Raw genomic sequence first — 19135 nt, 5'->3', positions numbered from 1 at the left:
GTCAGAGGGTGTCTCCCTGCTCCGAAGTCGGTGGGATGTAGATCTTGCCGATGGGGGAGTAGGAGGTGAAAGTCGCCAAGTCCGAGGCTCTGGTGTTCACCGGAGCCTGGTGCGAAAGGGAGACGCTTCGCCCCGAAAGGCGGAGCTATCCGGGAACGGAGTTCTGCGTGGACATCGTCGTCAAGGGCCGCAAGACCGAAGTGCCCGAGCGGTTCCGCAAGCACGTGGCCGAGAAGCTGAATCCCGAGCGGATCCAGAAGCTCGACGCCAAGGTGATCAGCTTGGACGTCGAGGTGTCCAAGGAGCACAACCCGCGCCAGGCCGACCGTTCCGACCGCGTGGAGATCACCCTGCACTCGCGGGGCCCGGTGATCCGGGCGGAGGCCGCGGCAGCAGACCCTTACGCGGCGCTGGACCTGGCTCAGGACAAGCTGGAGGCCCGGCTGCGCAAGCAGCACGACAAGCGGTACACCCGCCGCGGCAGCGGCCGGCTCTCGGCGGCCGAGGTCGCCGACGTCGTGCCGGGCGTCGCACAGCTCAACAGCAACGGGGAGCCGGTCTCCGAGGAGCGGACGGACGGGGTCCCGACCACCCGGATCGGGTCCCTGGAGGTACAGGGCGAAGGCCCGCTCATCGTCCGGGAGAAGACCCACTCCGCCGCACCCATGTCGCTCGACCAGGCTCTGTACGAGATGGAGCTGGTCGGCCACGACTTCTACCTGTTCGTCGATGCCGACAGCAAGCTGCCCAGCGTCGTCTACCGGCGTCACGCCTATGACTACGGCGTCATCCACGTCAATCCCGACGGCGCCTCCAGCACGGAGGAACCGCGCGGCGGCGCCGGCGGATCGCTCGGCGGCTGAGTGTTCGAACCGTGCCCCCGTGGAGTGCCGTTCCGGCCTCCGCGGGGGCACTTGTATGACGCGTATGAGCCAGTCGGCCCTCCGACGGAGCCCCTCCCCGGGGCCGGGGCATGGAATCATGGCGGGCAGTCAGGCGGCGGCCCAGCCCGTCGCCTTGGCCCGACAGGCGGCACGGGCGGTAGCCCGGGCGGTGGGCGGATGCGCAGGTCAAGCTCGGCACATGCAGGGGGAGGAACGATGGCGGACAGCTTCGGGCCGGTACGCGGTGACGACGGCGCGGGCTGTCGTGAGGCGGGGCGCGTGGCGGACGGCCGTACGGACGCCCCGGCCGACGGGGCCGCCGGATCCACCGGGGAGCCGATCCGGGTGCTCGTGGTGGACGACCACGCCCTCTTCCGGCGCGGGCTGGAGATCGTCCTCGCCCAGGAGGAGGACATCCTGGTCGTCGGTGAGGCCGGGGACGGAGCGGAGGCGGTGGACAAGGCCGCCGATCTGCTGCCGGACATCGTCCTGATGGACGTACGGATGCCCCGGCGCGGCGGCATCGAGGCGTGCACGACGATCAAGGAGGTGGCTCCCTCCGCGAAGATCATCATGCTGACGATCAGCGACGAGGAGGCGGACCTCTACGACGCGATCAAGGCGGGCGCGACGGGGTACCTCTTGAAGGAGATCTCGACGGACGAGGTCGCGACGGCGATCCGGGCGGTGGCGGACGGCCAGTCGCAGATCAGCCCGTCGATGGCGTCGAAGCTGCTGACCGAGTTCAAGTCGATGATCCAGCGCACGGACGAGCGCAGGCTGGTACCGGCGCCCCGGCTCACGGACCGGGAGCTGGAGGTCCTCAAGCTGGTGGCCACGGGGATGAACAACCGGGACATCGCCAAGGAGTTGTTCATCTCCGAGAACACCGTGAAGAACCACGTGCGCAACATCCTGGAGAAGCTGCAGCTGCACTCCAGGATGGAGGCGGTGGTGTACGCGATGCGCGAGAAGATCCTCGAAATCAGGTAGCCGGCGGCGCGGGGCGGCGGGAGTCGGGCCCGGGAGCCGGGCTGGGGTGCCGGGCGGCGGGAGCCGCCTCAGCCCAGCGCGGCCAGTTCCGCGGTGACCGCCGCGGCCTGCGACGGGGTGCCGGCGCGCTCCACGCGCACGGAGTCGCAGCCCACCCAGGACGCCGCCTCCAGCAAGGCCTCGGCCATGGGCCGGGCGGCCTTGGGGCTGGTCAGGGAGAGCTGCCGGGCCACCAGGGCGGAACCCTCGCGGGCCGGGTCGACCCGGCCCTGGAGCCGGCCGGCGGCCAGCAGCGGCATCGCGAAGTAGCCGTGTATCCGCTTCGGCTTGGGGACGTACGCCTCCAGCCGGTGCGTGAAGCCGAAGATCCGCTCCGTCCGCGCCCGGTCCCACACCAGCGAGTCGAACGGGGACAGCAGCGTCGTGCGGTGGCGGCCGCGCGGGACGGTCGCGAGCGCCGCAGGGTCGGCCCACGCGGCCCTTCCCCAGCCCTCGACCGCCACGGGCACCAGGCCCGAGTCGGCGATCACCGCGTCGACCTGGTCGCCCTTGAGGCGGTGGTAGTCCGCGATGTCGGCGCGGGTGCCGACGCCCAGGCTCCGTCCGGCGAGCGCGACGAGCCGGCGCAGGCACTCGCGGTCGTCCAGGTCGTCGTGGAGCAGCGCGTCGGGGACGGCCCGTTCGGGCAGGTCGTAGACGCGCTTCCAGCCGCGCCGCTCGGAGCAGACCACCTCACCCGTGTCCAGCAGCCACTCCACCGCGATCTTGGTCTCGGACCACTCGAACCACTCCCCGCCGTTCTTGGCGCCGCCCAGCTCGGTGGAGGTCAGCGGGCCGTCGGCCTTGAGGCGGTCCAGGACGGCGCGGGTCGAGCGTTCCTTGTCCTGGAGGATGTGCCAGCGGTGGCCGCGCGCCCGGCGGGCGCGGCGGCGGAACGCGAAGTGCGGCCATTCCTCGATGGGCAGGACGCAGGCGGCGTGGGACCAGTACTCGAAGGCGTGGCGGTCGGACCAGTAGGCCTTCTCCACGGTGTCGCGGCCCACCGCGCCCAGGCGCGCGTACGGGACCAGCTCGTGCGAGCGGGCCAGCACGGAGATCGTGTCCAGCTGTACGGCGCCCAGGTGGCGCAGGACCCCGCGCACGCCGCCCCGGCGGTCGGGCGCCCCGAGGAATCCCTGCGCGCGCAGGGCGATACGGCGCGCCTCGTCGGCGGACAGGGACACGGTCGGCGGCGGCGCGGTCGTCATGGCCGCAGCTTAGGACGGGGCACTGACAGCGGGCAGGTACGGGAGCGCGGAGGACAGGCCGAGGTCCGAGGGGAGCAGGGCGCCGATCCAGCAGTCCCGGGCGGTGCCGGCGCGCAGGAGGCCCGCCCGCAGGAGCCCCTCGAAGCGGAAGCCCGCCTTTTCGGCGACGGCCCGCGAGCCGGCGTTGCCGGCCTCGGCGCGCCATTCGAGCCGGGCCGCGCCGACCTCGGTGAAGGTCCAGCGGGCGACGGCGAGCAGGGCCTCGGTCATGTAGCCGTGGCCGCGGTGCTCCTTGGCGGTCCAGTAGCCGACCTCGTACCCCCCGGGTCCGCGCACGTGGACGCCGACGGCCGCGACCAGCGGCCCGTCGGCGCCCAGCCGGACGGCGAAGCTGTACCCGGTGTCGTCGCGCCAGCCGGCCGGGACGATCTCCCCCACGAAGGCGCGGGCGTGTTCACGCTCGTACGGGGACGGCACCAGGGTCCAGCGCTGGATGTCCGGGTCCTGCGCGGCGGCGTACACCTCGTCCTCGTCGGCGGGGGTGAAGGGCCTCAGGTCGAGGCGCTCCGTGGTCAAGGTGGTGGGCTCCATGAACGGATTCTGCTGCGGCGCCGCGCCGCGGGCGAACAGTTTTCGCTCACACCGGCACCTTCCGTGCCCCCCGTACGTTCTCATTCCGGGCACCCGTGCCCTGCGGATAGTGCGGACCTCCCGACGCGACCGCGTCCTCGCTTACGATGGCCGTTGCGGTGGGGCCCACCCTCCGTGCCCGTGTACGAACCAGTGCCAGGCCCGACCGGCAAGGAGACAAACCTCGGTGTCCGTCTTCAACAAGCTCATGCGTGCAGGCGAAGGCAAGATCCTGCGCAAACTGCACCGCATCGCGGACCAGGTCAACTCCATCGAAGAGGACTTCGTCAACCTCTCCGACGCCGAGTTGCGGGCGCTCACGGACGAGTACAAGCAGCGGTACCAGGACGGCGAGAGCCTGGACGACCTGCTGCCCGAGGCCTTCGCGACCGTGCGCGAGGCGGCGAAGCGCGTCCTCGGCCAGCGGCACTACGACGTCCAGATCATGGGCGGCGCGGCGCTGCACCTCGGTTACGTCGCCGAGATGAAGACCGGTGAGGGCAAGACCCTCGTCGGCACGCTCCCCGCCTACCTGAACGCGCTGTCCGGCAAGGGCGTCCACCTGATCACGGTGAACGACTACCTCGCCGAGCGCGACTCCGAGCTGATGGGCCGGGTGCACAAGTTCCTCGGCCTCGAAGTCGGCTGCATCCTGGCGAACATGTCGCCGGCCCAGCGCCGCGAGCAGTACAACGCCGACATCACGTACGGCACGAACAACGAGTTCGGCTTCGACTACCTGCGCGACAACATGGCGTGGTCGAAGGACGAGCTGGTGCAGCGCGGCCACAACTTCGCCGTGGTCGACGAGGTCGACTCGATCCTGGTCGACGAGGCCCGCACGCCGCTGATCATCTCCGGCCCGGCCGACCAGGCGACGAAGTGGTACGCCGACTTCGCCAAGCTCGTCACCCGCCTGACCAAGGGCGAGCCGGGCAACCCGCTCAAGGGCATCGAAGAGACCGGCGACTACGAGGTCGACGAGAAGAAGCGCACCGTCGCCATCCACGAGGCGGGCGTGGCGAAGGTCGAGGACTGGCTCGGCATCGACAACCTGTACGAGTCGGTGAACACCCCCCTCGTCGGTTACCTGAACAACGCCATCAAGGCGAAGGAACTGTTCAAGGTCGACAAGGACTACGTCGTCATCGACGGCGAAGTCATGATCGTCGACGAGCACACCGGCCGTATCCTCGCCGGCCGCCGCTACAACGAGGGCATGCACCAGGCGATCGAGGCGAAGGAAGGGGTGGACATCAAGGACGAGAACCAGACCCTCGCCACGATCACCCTCCAGAACTTCTTCCGCCTCTACACCAAGCTGTCCGGTATGACCGGTACGGCCATGACCGAGGCCGCCGAGTTCCACCAGATCTACAAGCTCGGTGTCGTCCCGATCCCGACCAACCGCGCGATGGTCCGCAAGGACCAGCCCGACCTCATCTACCGGACCGAGGTCGCGAAGTTCGCCGCCGTCGTCGACGACATCGCGGAGAAGCACGAGAAGGGCCAGCCGATCCTCGTCGGCACGACGTCGGTCGAGAAGTCCGAGTATCTCTCCCGCCAGCTCTCCAAGCGCGGCATCCCGCACGAGGTGCTGAACGCCAAGCAGCACGAGCGCGAGGCCTCGATCGTCGCCCAGGCCGGCCGCCGCGGCGCGGTCACGGTCGCCACGAACATGGCCGGCCGCGGTACCGACATCAAGCTCGGCGGCAACCCCGACGACCTCGCCGAGGCGGAGCTGCGCCAGCGCGGCCTGGACCCGGAGGAGCACATCGAGGAGTGGGCGCACGCCCTCCCCGAGGCGCTCCAGCGGGCCGAGGCGGCGGTGAAGGCGGAGTTCGAGGAGGTCAAGGAGCTCGGCGGGCTGTACGTGCTGGGCACCGAGCGGCACGAGTCGCGCCGCATCGACAACCAGCTGCGCGGCCGCTCCGGCCGACAGGGCGACCCGGGCGAGTCCCGGTTCTACCTCTCGCTGGGCGACGACCTGATGCGCCTGTTCAAGGCGCAGATGGTCGAGCGGGTCATGGCGATGGCGAACGTCCCGGACGACGTGCCGATCGAGAACAAGATGGTGACGCGCGCGATCGCGTCCGCCCAGTCGCAGGTCGAGACCCAGAACTTCGAGACCCGCAAGAACGTCCTCAAGTACGACGAGGTCCTCAACAACCAGCGCGAGGTCATCTACCGCGAGCGCCGGCGCGTCCTGGAGGGCGAGGACCTCCAGGACCAGGTCCGCCACATGATGGACGACACCATCGACGCGTACATCGCCGCGGAGACGGTCGAGGGCTTCGCCGAGGAGTGGGACCTGGACCGGCTGTGGGGCGCCTTCCGGCAGCTGTACCCGGTGAAGGTCACCGTGGAGGAGCTGGAGGAGGCCGCGGGGGACCGGGCGGGCATCACGGCCGAGTTCATCGCGGAGTCCGTCAAGGACGACATCCACGAGCAGTACGCGGAGCGCGAGAAGGCGCTGGGCTCGGACATCATGCGCGAGCTGGAGCGGCGCGTGGTCCTGTCGGTGCTGGACCGCAAGTGGCGGGAGCACCTGTACGAGATGGACTACCTCCAGGAGGGCATCGGCCTGCGGGCGATGGCCCAGAAGGACCCGCTGGTCGAGTACCAGCGCGAGGGCTTCGACATGTTCAACGCCATGCAGGAAGGCATCAAGGAGGAGTCCGTCGGCTACCTGTTCAACCTGGAGGTCCAGGTGGAGCAGCAGGTCGAGGAGCTTCCGGTGCAGGACACCGTGCCGGCGCCGGCCAAGCCGGAGATCCGGGCGAAGGGGCTGGACGCTCCGCAGCGGCCGGACCGGCTGCACTTCTCCGCGCCGACGGTGGACGGGGAGGGCGGGGTCGTCGAGGGCGACTTCGACGCCGACGCCGATGGCGATGCGGAGGGTGACGAAGCCGGGGTCGGGATGACGCGGGCCGAGCGGAGGCGGGCGCAGAAGGCGTCCGGTGGGCGGCGCCGGAAGAAGTAACGCCGCCGCGCTTGGCTGGTCTGCCGGGGCCGGACACCGTTGTACGGGTGTCCGGCCCCGGCGGCGTTCGCGCGGTGCGGTGCCGTTGCGCGGGGCGGTCCCGGGCTGCGCCCGGGCTTCCCGGGGCTCCGCCCCGGACCCCGCGCCGCAAACGCCGGCGGGGCTGGATGTGGCCGGCGTCCGGGGCTGGGTTCGGCCGCGAGGCGCGCCGCAAGCGCCGGCGGGGCTGGATGTGCCGGCGTCCGGGGCTTGGTTCGGCCGCGAGGCGCGCCGCAAGCGCCGGCGGGGCTGGATGTGGCCGGCGTCCGGGGCTGGGTTCGGCCGTCAGAAGCGGGGGCCGTGGATTTCGACCGCCGCGCAGCGCCAGCGGAGGTCGGGGCCTTGTTCGAGGCGGAAGGCCATGGCCGAGACGCGGTCGCCCGTGGCGATGCGGGCGAAGGCTTCGATGACGCCCGGGCCCGGGTGGAAGCGGCCGCAGTGGCGCAGGACCGGGGTGAGGCGGTCGCGGAGCGGGCCCGCGGGGGCCAGGGTGACCAGCTGCTCGTACGCGGGGCCGACCGTGTGGCCCAGGAGCGAGTGGACCGGGCGGCGGCCGCTGAGGACGGCCAGCAGGCGTTCCGCGAACCAGTCGTGCGGCCCGCGCGGGCGGCGGCGGCCGCCGGGGGCGTGCTGGTCGCGGCGGCCCGGAGGGCGGGCGGTAATCCTGGTCCTGGTCATGGCGGTCGTCCCCGAGAAGGCCGGGCCCGGTCCTCGCGGATGCCGGGCGGTCACTAGGTACGAGGAGACTGTGGCGACCCTTCGTCACGCTCCGCAACCGCGGGGATACCGGACCGGACGCCGCGGCCGGTTCACCTATCAGGGGCGCCCTCCGGTGACGGTCCGGCCGCCGGGTTCCCGGGCGGTGGCGCCGGGTGGACGCGGCCCCGGCGGTGGATCGCGCCCGAAGGGGGACAGCAGTCGTCCCCCGGTCGGACGCGGAGTGCGACGGTCGCCGTATCCTGAGGGGGTTTTCCGACTAACGAAAGCGGCCGTCCATGCGCGTGTACGTCCCCCTGACCCTCTCCGGGCTCGCCGCGGTGTACAAGGCCGGCGAGTTGGGCCCCGCGCCGCTGCGCGCGTACGCCGTCACGCCCGGGCTGCGCGAGTGGTACGTCTCCGACGACATCGAGGAGCTGGAGTACGCCGCCCTCAGCCGCGCCGCCGAGGCCTCGCTGCGGCTGCTCGCCGCCGACCCGGCCGCCCCGCGCAAGCGCGTCGTCGTGGCCGTCGACGTCGACGACAAGGCCGCCTCCGCCGTTCCCGGCCTGGACGAGGCCACCCTCGGGCAGGTCAGCCTGGCCGACCCGGTACGGCTGACCGTCGCCGCCGCCGTACACGTCGACGCCGATGACGCGCTGGCCGACGTCGAGGCGGCCGCCGGGGCCGTGGAGGCCGCCGACCGGGGGGACGACGACGCCCGCTTCACCGTGGACGGCGCCGAGGACCACGAGCTGCTGTGGTTCGGCGTCCAGGAGATCCCGGGGCTGCTCCCGTGAGCCGGCAGAGCGCGCATCCGCACCTGGTGTGGGACTGGAACGGCACCCTCCTGCACGATGTGGACGCCGTCCTGACCGCCACCAACGCCTCGTTCGCCGAGTTCGGCTTCGAGCCGATCACCCTGGAGACGTACCGCGATCTGTACGTCGTACCGGTCACGAAGTTCTACGAGCGGCTGATGGGCCGTATGCCCACGGAAGCCGAGTGGCTCGTCATGGACGAGACCTTCCACCGGCACTACTGGTCCGCGGCGGACGCCGTCGGGCTCGCCGCGGGTGCGATGGAGCTGCTCCAGGACTGGGAGGGGGCGGGCGCCACGCAGTCCCTGCTGTCGCTCGCGCCCCACGAGAAGCTGGTGCCGCTCGTGCGCACCCTCGGCATCGAACGGCACTTCCTGCGCGTCGACGGGCGTACCGGGCCCTCGCACACCACCAAGGCGGGCCACCTCGTACGCCATCTGGCCGCTCTGGAGCCGGCCGGCGTGACCGCCGACCGTACGGTGCTGATCGGTGACGCCGTGGACGACGCGCTCGCCGCCGCACACGTGGGCGCGCAGGCGGTCCTGTACACCGGGGGTTCGCACAGCCGCCGCAGTCTGGAATCGGCCGGTGTCCCCGTCGTGGACACCCTCGCGGAGGCCGTGGCCACGGCCCGGGAACTGGCCGGATAACGCCTTGTCGCGGGCCGCGTTCGGGACCCTGCACGGACGCCGCCGTCCGTCGCTGTCCAGAGCGGCAAAAATGCACCCCCCGATTTGTACAGAAGCCGCTCGTGACGAGTCGGGGGTCAGGGGGGATAGCCTGGTACTCGTGATCAGCGCGATAACCATCGGGGGTCCTGATACCCCCGGCACGCGCCCGGCGCACGACCGTGCCCGGGCTTTCGCTGGTCCCCGCTTCCGGGACGTACCGCCGATCATGGCCGATTCCCTCCCGGTGGCCTCTCTCGACGGCATAGCGTCGATCCCGAACGGACACCCCGCCTCGCGGCGCTATGTCATTCCTTCCTTCACCTACGTCACGCAATGGCGCGCGACAGGAGCCAGAGGACATGCAGACCAAGCTGGACGAAGCAAAGGCCGAGCTGCTCGCGCGGGCGGCACGGGTAGCTGAGAACAGCCCGGCCGGGGGGCTACTTCCGACTGGGTCCGAACAAGGGGAGCGGCCCGATCCGGGCACGACGCTCGCCTACCTCCAGCGGTACTACCTGCACACCGCCCCCGAGGACCTGCTGGACCGGGATCCGGTCGACGTGTTCGGGGCCGCTCTCTCCCACTACCGGCTCGCCGAGCAGCGCCCGCAGGGCAAGGCGATGGTGCGCGTGCACACCCCCACGGTCGAGGAGAACGGCTGGACCTCCAGCCACTCGGTCGTCGAGGTCGTCACCGACGACATGCCGTTCCTCGTGGACAGCGTCACCAACGAGCTCTCGCGCCAGGGCCGCGGCATCCACGTCGTGATCCACCCGCAGGTCGTCGTCCGCCGCGACCTGACCGGCAAGCTCATCGAGATCCTCGGCCCGGACTGCGACGCCCACGGCCCCAAGACCGCGCGCCCCCACGACTCCCTCGTCGAGTCCTGGATCCACGTGGAGATCGACCGCGAGACCGACCGCGCCGACCTCAAGCAGATCACCGGCGACCTCCAGCGCGTCCTGTCCGACGTGCGCGAGGCCGTCGAGGACTGGGAGAAGATGCGCGACGCCGCGCTGCGCATCGCCGACGAGCTGCCGGGCGAGCCGACCGCGCCCGACCTGCGCGAGTACGAGCTCGAAGAGGCCCGCGAGCTGCTGCGCTGGCTCGCCGACGACCACTTCACCTTCCTGGGCTACCGCGAGTACAACCTGGTCGACGACGACGCGCTGGCCGCCGTTCCCGGCACCGGCCTCGGCATCCTGCGCTCCGACCCGGTCCACCACGGCCAGGAGGACGCGCACCCCGTCTCGCCGTCCTTCAACCGGCTGCCGGCCGACGCGCGCGCCAAGGCCCGCGAGCACCGGCTGCTGGTGCTGACCAAGGCCAACAGCCGCGCCACCGTGCACCGCCCCTCCTACCTGGACTACGTGGGCGTCAAGAAGTTCGACGCCGACGGCAACGTGGTCGGCGAGCGCCGCTTCCTCGGCCTGTTCTCCTCCGCCGCGTACACCGAGTCGGTGCGCCGCGTGCCCGTGATCCGCCGCCGCGTCGCCGAGGTCCTCGAAGGCGCCGGGTTCTCGCCCAACAGCCACGACGGCCGCGACCTGCTCCAGATCCTGGAGACCTACCCGCGGGACGAGCTGTTCCAGACCCCGGTCGACAAGCTCCGCGAGATCGTCACCTCCGTCCTCTACCTCCAGGAACGCCGCCGGCTGCGGCTGTACCTGCGCCAGGACGAGTACGGGCGCTACTACTCCGCGCTGGTCTACCTGCCGCGCGACCGGTACACCACCGGGGTCCGGCTGCGCCTGATCGCGATCCTCCAGGAGGAGCTGAACGGCACCAGCGTCGACTTCACCGCCTGGAACACCGAGTCGATCCTCTCCCGCATCCACTTCGTCGTCCGCGTCCCGCAGGGCACCGAGCTGCCCGCGCTGACCGACGCCGACGTCGAGCGCATCGAGGGCCGCCTGGTGGAGGCCGCCCGCTCCTGGGCCGACGGCTTCGGCGAGGCGCTGATCGCGGAGACCGGCGAGGAGCGCGCCGCCGAGCTGCTGCGCCGCTACGGGAACTCCTTCCCCGAGGGCTACAAGGCCGACCACTCGCCGCGCTCCGCCGTGGCCGACCTGGTCCGCCTGGAGCGGCTGTCCGAGAGCGACCGGGACTTCGACCTCTCCCTGTACGAGCCGGTCGGCGCGGGCCCCGGCGAGCGCCGCTTCAAGATCTACCGGCAGGGCGAGCAGGTCTCCCTGTCCGCCGTGCTGCCGGTGCTCCAGCGCCTGGGCGTCGAGGTCACCGACGAGCGGCCGTACGAGCTGCGGTGCAGCGACCGTACCCACGCCTGGATCTACGACTTCGGTCTGCGGATGCCGGTGTCCACGGGCAACGGCGACACCCACCTCGGCGACGACGCCCGCGAGCGTTTCCAGGACGCCTTCGCGGCGGTCTGGCAGGGCCGGGCGGAGAACGACAACTTCAACACCCTGGTGCTGAGCGCCGGACTCACCTGGCGGCAGGCCGTGGTGCTGCGCGCGTACGCCAAGTACCTGCGCCAGGCCGGCTCCACCTTCAGCCAGGACTACATGGAGGACACCCTCCGCAACAACGTCCACACCACCCGGCTGCTCGTCTCGCTCTTCGAGGCGCGGATGTCCCCGGCCCGGCAGACCGCCGGCACCGAGCTCGTCGACGCGATGCTGGAGGAGCTGGACGGGGCCCTGGACCAGGTCGCCTCGCTGGACGAGGACCGCATCCTGCGTTCCTTCCTGACCCTCATCAAGGCGACGCTGCGCACCAACTTCTTCCAGTCGAACGACGCGGGCGAACCGCACGCGTACGTGTCGATGAAGTTCGACCCGCAGGCCATCCCGGACCTGCCGGCGCCGCGCCCGGCCTTCGAGATCTGGGTGTACTCCCCGCGCGTCGAGGGCGTCCACCTGCGCTTCGGCAAGGTGGCCCGAGGCGGCCTGCGCTGGTCCGACCGGCGTGAGGACTTCCGTACGGAGGTCCTCGGCCTGGTCAAGGCGCAGATGGTCAAGAACACCGTGATCGTGCCGGTCGGCGCGAAGGGCGGCTTCGTCGCGAAGAACCTGCCGGACCCGTCGGTGGACCGTGACGCGTGGCTCGCCGAGGGCATCGCCTCGTACAAGATCTTCATCTCGGCGCTGCTCGACATCACCGACAACATGGTCGCCGGTGAGGTCGTGCCGCCGAAGGGCGTGGTCCGTCACGACGAGGACGACACCTACCTCGTCGTCGCCGCCGACAAGGGCACCGCGACGTTCTCCGACATCGCCAACGGGGTCGCGCAGGCCTACGGTTTCTGGCTGGGCGACGCCTTCGCGTCGGGCGGCAGCGCCGGCTACGACCACAAGGGCATGGGCATCACCGCCCGCGGTGCCTGGGAGTCGGTCAAGCGGCACTTCCGCGAGCTGGGCCACGACACCCAGACCGAGGACTTCACGGTCGTCGGCGTCGGTGACATGTCGGGTGACGTCTTCGGCAACGGCATGCTGCTCTCCGAGCACATCCGCCTGGTCGCCGCCTTCGACCACCGGCACATCTTCCTCGACCCGACCCCGGACGCGGCGACCTCGTACGCCGAGCGCCGGCGCCTGTTCGACCTGCCGCGTTCCTCGTGGGCGGACTACGACACCGCGCTGCTCTCGGCGGGCGGCGGCGTCCACCCGCGCTCGGCGAAGTCCATCCCGGTCAACGCGCACGTCCGCGAGGCCCTCGGGATCGAGGCCGGCGTCACCAAGATGACCCCGGGCGACCTGATGAAGGCGATCCTGCAGGCCCCCGTGGATCTGCTGTGGAACGGCGGCATCGGTACGTACGTCAAGGCGACGGCCGAGACGCACGCCGACGTCGGCGACAAGGCCAACGACGCCATCCGCGTCAACGGCGCCGACGTGCGCGCCAAGGTCATCGGCGAGGGCGGCAACCTGGGCCTGACCCAGCTCGGCCGCATCGAGTTCGCCCGCGTCGGAGCCGGCGGCGAAGGCGGCAAGGTCAACACCGACGCCATCGACAACAGCGCCGGCGTGGACACCTCCGACCACGAGGTGAACATCAAGATCCTGCTCAACTCGGTGGTCAGCGACGGCGACATGACCGTCAAGCAGCGCAACGCGCTGCTCGCGGAGATGACCGACGAGGTCGGCGGACTGGTGCTGCGCAACAACTACGCGCAGAACGTGGCCCTGGCCAACGCCGTCGCCCAGGCCCCCAGCCTGCTCCACGCCCAGCAGCGCTTCATGCGCCGCCTGGGCCGGGAGGGACTGCTGGACCGCGCGCTGGAGTTCCTGCCCAACGACCGGCAGATCCGCGAGCTGCTGAACAACGGCAAGGGCCTGACCCAGCCGGAGCTGGCCGTCCTGTTCGCCTACACCAAGATCACGGTGGCGGACGAGCTGATCCACACCGTGCTGCCGGACGACCCGTACCTGCGCCGCCTGCTGCACGCCTACTTCCCGGCCCCGCTGCGCGAGAAGTTCGGCGAGCAGATCGACGCGCACGCGCTGCGCCGGGAGATCATCACCACCCTCCTGGTCAACGACACCGTCAACACCGGCGGTTCGACGTTCCTGCACCGCCTGCGCGAGGAGACCGGGGCCGCCACGGAGGAGATCGTCCGGGCGCAGCTCGCGGCCCGCGAGATCTTCGGCATGGCCGAGGTCTGGGACGCGGTCGAGGCGCTGGACAACAAGGTCGCGGCCAGTGTCCAGACCCGGGTGCGGCTGCACTCGCGGCGTCTGGTCGAGCGCGGCACCCGCTGGCTGCTCAACAACCGGCCGCAGCCGCTGGAGATCACCGGGACCATCGAGCTGTTCCGCGACCGGGTGACCCAGGTCTGGGCCGAGCTGCCCAAGCTGGTGCGCGGCGCCGACCTGGAGTGGTACCAGTCGATCATGGACGAGCTGACCGGCGAGGGCGTGCCGCAGGAGCTGGCGGCCAAGGTGGCCGGCTTCTCGTCCGCGTTCCCGACGCTCGACATCGTCGCGATCGCCGACCGCACGGGCGTCGACCCGCTGGACGTCGCCGAGGTCTACTACGACCTCGCCGACCGCCTGGACATCACCCAGCTGATGGACCGGATCATCGAGCTGCCGCGGGCCGACCGCTGGCAGTCCATGGCCCGCGCCTCCATCCGCGAGGACCTGTTCGCGGCCCACGCGGCGCTGACCGCCGACGTGCTGGCGGCCGGCGGCGGCGACGCGACTCCCGAGGAGCGCTTCAAGGCGTGGGAGGAGCGGAACGCGGCGATCATCGGCCGGGCGCGGACGACCCTGGACGAGATCCGCGGGTCGGACGACTTCGACCTGGCGAACCTGTCCGTCGCGATGCGGACGATGCGTTCGCTGCTGCGCTCGCACGCCTGAAAGCGGTGAAGCGAACGGCCCCGGGACTCCTGTCCCGGGGCCGTTCGCTTTCCGGCGCGCGGTGCGGTCTCAGCCCGTCCGGCTGAACGCCTCGTACGCGTCGCAGACCTCGTCGGCGGGGCCGTCCATGCGCAGGACGCCCGACTCCAGCCAGATCGCCCGGTCGCAGGTCTCGCGGACCGTGCCGATGCCGTGGCTGACGAGGAAGACGGTGCCGGCGCTCTCGCGCAGCTCCTCGATGCGGTCCTGGCTGCGGCGCTGGAAGGCGGCGTCACCGGTGGCCAGCGCCTCGTCGATCATCAGGACGTCGTGGTCCTTCGCCGCGGCGATGGAGAAGCGCAGCCGGGCGCCCATGCCGGAGGAGTAGGTGCGCATCGGCAGGGAGATGAAGTCGCCCTTCTCGTTGATGCCGGAGAAGTCGACGATGTCCTGGTAGCGCTCGTGGATCTGCTGCTTGGTCATGCCCATCGCGAGGCCGCCGAGTACGACGTTGCGCTCGCCGGTCAGGTCGTTCATCAGGGCGGCGTTCACCCCGAGGAGGGACGGCTGGCCCTGCGAGAAGACGCGGCCGCGGGCCACGGGCTGGAGCCCGGCGATCGCCTTGAGCAGGGTGGACTTGCCCGAGCCGTTGGAGCCGATGAGGCCGATGGCCTCGCCTTTGTACGCGGTGAAGCTGACGCCCTTGACGGCGTGCACCTCGCGGACGCCGGGGGCGGGCTTGCGGGAGATGATCCGGCTCAGGGCGGCGGTCGCGCCGCCCTTGCGGGTGCCGGTTCCGTACACCTTGTAGATGACGTGGACATCGTCCGCGATGACGGTGGGGACGCGGATGGCGGTGTCAGCCACGGCCGTACTCCTCCTCTGCCTTCCAGAAGAAGACGAAGCCGCCGATGCCGGCGATCAGGGCCCAGCCGACGGCGATCAGCCAGACGTGGGGCGGAAGCGAATGCGCCTTGAAGCTGTCGATCAGCGCGAAGCGCATCAGGTCGATGTAGACGGCCGCCGGGTTGAGCTGGAGGGCCGTGGTCACCCAGTGCGGCAGGTGGTCGGACTTGAGCGTCGACTCGATGGACCACATCACGCCGGACGAGTACATCCAGGTGCGCAGGATGAACGGCATCAGCTGGCTGACGTCCGGGTTCTTGCTGCCGATGCGTGCCATGGCCATGGCGCAGCCCGCACAGAAGACGGCGGCCAGCAGCAGGGCCGGCACCACGAGGAGCCAGGACGGCGCCGGCATCTGGCCGAAGGCGAGCAGCAGGATGACCAGGGCGCCCATGGTGACCAGCAGCTGCTGGAAGAGCTGGATCACCGTCGACAGGGGAAGGGCCGCGCGGGGGAAGTGCAGGGCGCGCACCAGGCCGAGGTTGCTGTGGACGGCGCGGGTGCCCGCGTTGATGGAACTGCCGATGAAGTCCCACACGAACACGCCGGTGATCAGGAACGGGATGTAGTCGGAGACGCGGTTCCCGGCGTTCATGATCACGCCGAAGATGAAGTAGTAGACGGCCGCGTTGAGCAGCGGGGTGGCCAGGTGCCACACCTGGCCGAGGCGGGCCGCGCTGTACGTGGCCTGCATGCGGGCGGTGGCGTACGCCGTCACGAAGTGGCGGCGCTCCCACAGCTGCGCGACGTAGCGGGGGAGGGAGGGGCGGGCGCCGCTGAGGGTCAGGCCGTGGGCGGCGGCCAGCGCTTCGGGAGTCATGGCCTGCGCCGTCGGGGGCGGCGGCGCGGTCACGGGGGGCACGGTCACGGTCACGGGGTCGCTTTCGACGGGAGACTCGCCGGTCTTCGAACGCGAACGTCGAACGTCGGACTGCTGGACTTCGCACTTCGCGCTTCGGGTTCTGGCTTCGGAGTTCCGACGGGACGGTTACGTATCGTCGTGACGCCGAGAGTAGGTGCCCCGGCGTTGAGACGCAACCGTATCGTCGTGACGGGGTGGTGGCGGCGTGCGCCGTTATGCTCTGTCCCATGACCACCGAGCCCTCCGCACCCGCCTCCGAGCCCTCGGCACCCGCCGCCCCCGCCCGCCGCGCACCCGCCGGGGCTGCCGTCCTGCGCGAGGACGTCACCCGGGCGATCCGGACGGCGGTCCTGGAGGAGCTCGCCACGGTCGGCTTCGCCCGGATGTCGATCGAGGGCATCGCGCGGCGGGCGGGCGTCGGCAAGACGGCCGTCTACCGGCGCTGGAAGTCCAAGCTCCACCTCGTGCTGGACCTGGTCGGCGCCTTCGCGGCCGACGGGCTCCCGGTACCGGCGACCGGCTCGCTGTACGGGGACGTACGGGCCCTGCTGGAGGTCATGTCGCACGTGCTGCGCCACCCCGTGGCGTCGGCGGTGATCCCCGACCTGCTGGTGGAGGCCGCACGCCACCCCGAGATCGCCGACGCGGTGCGCGGCGCCCTGCTGGAGGGCGAGCGGAGCATGGCGCAGGGGATCGTCTCCGAGGCCGTCGCGCGCGGTGAGCTGGCGGCGGGAACGGACCCGGGCCGGGCGCTGGACCTGGCGATCGGCCCGCTGTACTGGCGGCAGGTCGTGGTGCGGGACAAGGTACCGGCGGCGTACCTGGACGAGCTGGCGCGGTCGGTGGTCGCGGGCCTCAAGGCCGCCGCCGGGTAAGGGCGCTGCGCGACGGCGTCTCGGCGCGACGGCGCCACGGCGATCATTTGACCGCGCCGGCCATCACCCCCGTCACGAACTGCCGCTGGAAGGCGAAGAACACGACGAGCGGCACCACCATCGACAAGAACGCGCCGGGCGCGAGCACGTCGATGTTGTTGCCGAACTGCCGTACCTGCTGCTGGAGCGCCACGGTCACCGGAGGGTGCGCGGAGTCCGCGAAGACCAGCGCCACCAGCATGTCGTTCCACACCCACAGGAACTGGAAGATGCCGAGCGAGGCGATCGCCGGACCGCCCAGCGGCAGCACCACCCGGGTGAACAGCCGCAGTTCGCCCGCCCCGTCCAGCCGGGCCGCCTCCAGCAGCTCGCGCGGGATCTCCGCGAAGAAGTTGCGCAGCAGGAACACCGCGAACGGCAGCCCGAAGGCGGTGTGGAAGAGCACCACCCCTGCCGTGGTCTCGAACAGCCCGATCTCGCCGAACAGGTGCGACACCGGGATCAGCGCCACCTGCACGGGAACCACCAGCAGCGCGACGACGATCAGGAACAGCCAGTCGCGGCCGGGGAACTCCAGCCAGGCGAACGCGTACCCGGCGAGCGCGCCGAGCGTGACGACGAGCAGGGTCGCCGGCACGGTGATCGCGACCGTGCTCAGCAGCGAGCCGGTGATCGTCCCGTTGGACAGCAGGTTGGCGTAGTTGTCGGCCGTCAGCCGCGACGGCGCGCTCAGCACCTGCCACCAGCCGCCCTTGTTCAGGTCGGTGGGCGAAAGGAACGAGGAGATCAGCAGGCCCAGCGTGGGCAGCAGCCAGAACAGGCCGGCGAGGACGAGGAACACCCGCAGTGCTCCGCCGGCCAGCCGGGCGGCCAGGCCCTGCGGTGACCAGGACCGTGGTGCGGCGCTCATCGGCGGGCCTCCCGGCGCATCCGGCGGATGTTGTAGAGCATGACCGGCACCACCAGCACCAGCAGCAGCACGGCGATCGCGCTGCCCAGCCCCTGGTCGGCGTCCGTGCCGAAGGACGTGCGGTACAGCTGGAGCGCGAGCACGTTCGCGTCGTCCTGCACCGCGCCCGGCGCGATCACGAACACCAGGTCGAAGATCTTCATCACGTTGATGACGAGGGTGACGAGGACGACCGCGAGGACGGGCGCCAGCAGCGGCACGGTGATCCGGCGGAACACCTGCCACTCGTTCGCCCCGTCCACCCGCGCCGCCTCCAGCAGCTCGCGCGGCACGGACGCCAGCCCGGCTCCGATCAGCACCATCGCGAACCCGGCCCACATCCACACGTACGCCCCGATCACCGCCGGGGTCACCAGCGTCGGACCGAGCCACTCCACCCCCGCGTACGGCTCGCGGAAGTTCGACGCGGGCAACCGCAGCCGCGCCCCGTCGGCCTTCGCGGACAGGGTGAAGGTGCCGTCCGGGCCGGCGGTCGCCCTGTCGACCACCCGGCCGTCCTTGACCGCCTCGATCCGCATGCCCGCCAGCGCCTGCTCGGACGGGTCGACCGCGTTCGTACGGCCGCCGCCGCCCCGGGTGAAGTCCTGCCAGACCGTCCCGGTGACCTTGCCGGGCTCGTCGGCGGGAGGCCGGGCCGTACGGGTGCCCTTCGGCAGGGCGTCGGGGGCCACCCCGACGAGCGGGACCGGTACGGCCCGGCCCGCCCGGACCGGGTCACGGGTCTCGAACGCGCCGCCGGGGACCGCCACCAGCGGGGAGTCCCGGCCCGGCCGGGCCTTCGGGAAGGCCGAGGACTCCGCGAAGGTGTCGTGCACCCCGACCCACACGGCGTTCGCGACACCGCGGTCCGGGTCCTGGTCGTACACGAGCCGGAAGATGATGCCCGCCGCCAGCATCGAGATCGCCATCGGCATGAACACCAGCAGCTTGAACGCCGTCCCCCAGCGCACCCGTTCGGTGAGCACCGCGAAGATCAACCCGAGGGCGGTGGCGGTGGTCGGGGCCAGCACCACCCACAGCGCCGTGTTCCGCAGCGCCGTACGGATCGTGCCGTCGCGCAGTATCTCCGCGTAGTTGTCGCCGCCCACGAAGGTGTCGCCCGAGCGGTCGAAGAGGCTGCGGTACAGCGAGTAGCCGATGGGGTGCACGACGAGCGCGCCCAGCAGGACCAGCGCGGGGAGGAGGAACGCCGCCGCTATGAGACGGCGGCGCCTGGCCTCCCCCGCCCGTGAGACGTCGGGGGCGGCCACCG

General features: G+C 71.2%; 14 protein-coding genes. 7 read left to right on the top strand and 7 right to left on the bottom strand.

The genetic code is table 11. The annotated features are described in order from the left end of the window. Positions 1 to 167 precede the first annotated feature (167 nt). Both hpf and ACIA6C_RS04790 read left to right on the top strand, forming a co-directional pair. Positions 168 to 863 carry a ribosome hibernation-promoting factor, HPF/YfiA family gene (gene hpf / locus ACIA6C_RS04795; RefSeq protein WP_361137781.1) on the top strand — a complete coding sequence of 232 codons (696 nt, stop codon included), beginning with the start codon at positions 168 to 170 and terminating at the stop codon, positions 861 to 863. A 237-nt stretch (positions 864 to 1100) separates the two neighbouring features. Next, positions 1101 to 1877: a response regulator transcription factor gene (locus ACIA6C_RS04790; RefSeq protein WP_361137780.1), complete on the top strand. Its 777-nt coding sequence runs from the start codon at positions 1101 to 1103 to the stop codon at positions 1875 to 1877. Positions 1878 to 1945: 68 nt separating this feature from the next. Here ACIA6C_RS04790 and ACIA6C_RS04785 read toward each other — a convergent pair whose 3' ends face one another. Continuing rightward, the gene (locus tag ACIA6C_RS04785) at positions 1946 to 3124 is read right to left on the bottom strand and encodes a winged helix-turn-helix domain-containing protein (protein ID WP_399272927.1); all 1179 of its coding nucleotides are present in this window, start codon (positions 3122 to 3124) and stop codon (positions 1946 to 1948) included. A 9-nt stretch (positions 3125 to 3133) separates the two neighbouring features. Continuing rightward, on the bottom strand, positions 3134 to 3715 hold the full coding sequence (locus ACIA6C_RS04780) for a GNAT family N-acetyltransferase (protein WP_399272925.1): 582 nt from the start codon (positions 3713 to 3715) through the stop codon (positions 3134 to 3136). 226 nt (positions 3716 to 3941) lie between these two features. Here ACIA6C_RS04780 and secA point away from each other — a divergent pair, with 226 nt between their 5' ends. After that, complete coding sequence (secA, locus tag ACIA6C_RS04775; protein ID WP_366082883.1) at positions 3942 to 6737, top strand: preprotein translocase subunit SecA; 2796 nt, start codon at positions 3942 to 3944, stop codon at positions 6735 to 6737. 324 nt (positions 6738 to 7061) lie between these two features. Here the strand turns inward: secA and ACIA6C_RS04770 are convergent, their stop codons facing one another. Further along, entirely contained in the window at positions 7062 to 7454 is a 393-nt protein-coding gene (locus ACIA6C_RS04770) for an Rv3235 family protein (protein ID WP_399272922.1), read from the bottom strand. A gap of 317 nt (positions 7455 to 7771) precedes the next feature. Here ACIA6C_RS04770 and ACIA6C_RS04765 point away from each other — a divergent pair, with 317 nt between their 5' ends. The 3 genes from ACIA6C_RS04765 (at position 7772) to ACIA6C_RS04755 (ending at position 14291) form a co-directional block, all read left to right on the top strand. Then, on the top strand, positions 7772 to 8272 hold the full coding sequence (locus tag ACIA6C_RS04765) for a DUF6912 family protein (RefSeq protein WP_399272920.1): 501 nt from the start codon (positions 7772 to 7774) through the stop codon (positions 8270 to 8272). Next, positions 8269 to 8943, top strand: coding sequence for an HAD hydrolase-like protein (locus ACIA6C_RS04760; RefSeq protein WP_361137774.1), 675 nt, complete (start codon positions 8269 to 8271; stop codon positions 8941 to 8943). Before ACIA6C_RS04765 ends, ACIA6C_RS04760 begins: the two co-directional genes overlap by 4 nt. Positions 8944 to 9323: 380 nt before the next feature. Continuing rightward, positions 9324 to 14291 (top strand): NAD-glutamate dehydrogenase, encoded by a 4968-nt coding sequence (locus tag ACIA6C_RS04755; protein ID WP_399272918.1) that lies wholly within the window; start codon positions 9324 to 9326, stop codon positions 14289 to 14291. A gap of 69 nt (positions 14292 to 14360) precedes the next feature. Here ACIA6C_RS04755 and ACIA6C_RS04750 read toward each other — a convergent pair whose 3' ends face one another. Further along, complete coding sequence (locus ACIA6C_RS04750) at positions 14361 to 15137, bottom strand: ABC transporter ATP-binding protein (RefSeq protein ID WP_361137772.1); 777 nt, start codon at positions 15135 to 15137, stop codon at positions 14361 to 14363. Next, positions 15130 to 15996, bottom strand: a complete 867-nt coding sequence (locus ACIA6C_RS04745; RefSeq protein ID WP_361137800.1) for an ABC transporter permease — start codon at positions 15994 to 15996, stop codon at positions 15130 to 15132. The genes ACIA6C_RS04750 and ACIA6C_RS04745 overlap by 8 nt, the downstream gene beginning before the upstream one ends. Positions 15997 to 16265: 269 nt before the next feature. Between ACIA6C_RS04745 and ACIA6C_RS04740 the strand changes: the two genes are divergently transcribed. After that, positions 16266 to 16913 (top strand): TetR/AcrR family transcriptional regulator, encoded by a 648-nt coding sequence (locus ACIA6C_RS04740; RefSeq protein ID WP_361137771.1) that lies wholly within the window; start codon positions 16266 to 16268, stop codon positions 16911 to 16913. A gap of 43 nt (positions 16914 to 16956) precedes the next feature. Here the strand turns inward: ACIA6C_RS04740 and ACIA6C_RS04735 are convergent, their stop codons facing one another. Together ACIA6C_RS04735 and ACIA6C_RS04730 are read right to left on the bottom strand one after the other, a co-directional pair. Next, positions 16957 to 17823, bottom strand: a complete 867-nt coding sequence (locus tag ACIA6C_RS04735; protein WP_361137770.1) for a carbohydrate ABC transporter permease — start codon at positions 17821 to 17823, stop codon at positions 16957 to 16959. Beyond that, positions 17820 to 19133 (bottom strand): carbohydrate ABC transporter permease, encoded by a 1314-nt coding sequence (locus ACIA6C_RS04730; protein WP_399272915.1) that lies wholly within the window; start codon positions 19131 to 19133, stop codon positions 17820 to 17822. Before ACIA6C_RS04730 ends, ACIA6C_RS04735 begins: the two co-directional genes overlap by 4 nt. Positions 19134 to 19135: the final 2 nt, after the last annotated feature.

The organism is Streptomyces sp. NPDC051578 (assembly GCF_044454045.1).
Lineage (GTDB): Bacteria > Actinomycetota > Actinomycetes > Streptomycetales > Streptomycetaceae > Streptomyces.
The sequence above is the reverse complement of the archived record's forward strand: the minus strand, read 5'-3'. Positions and strand labels throughout refer to the sequence as shown.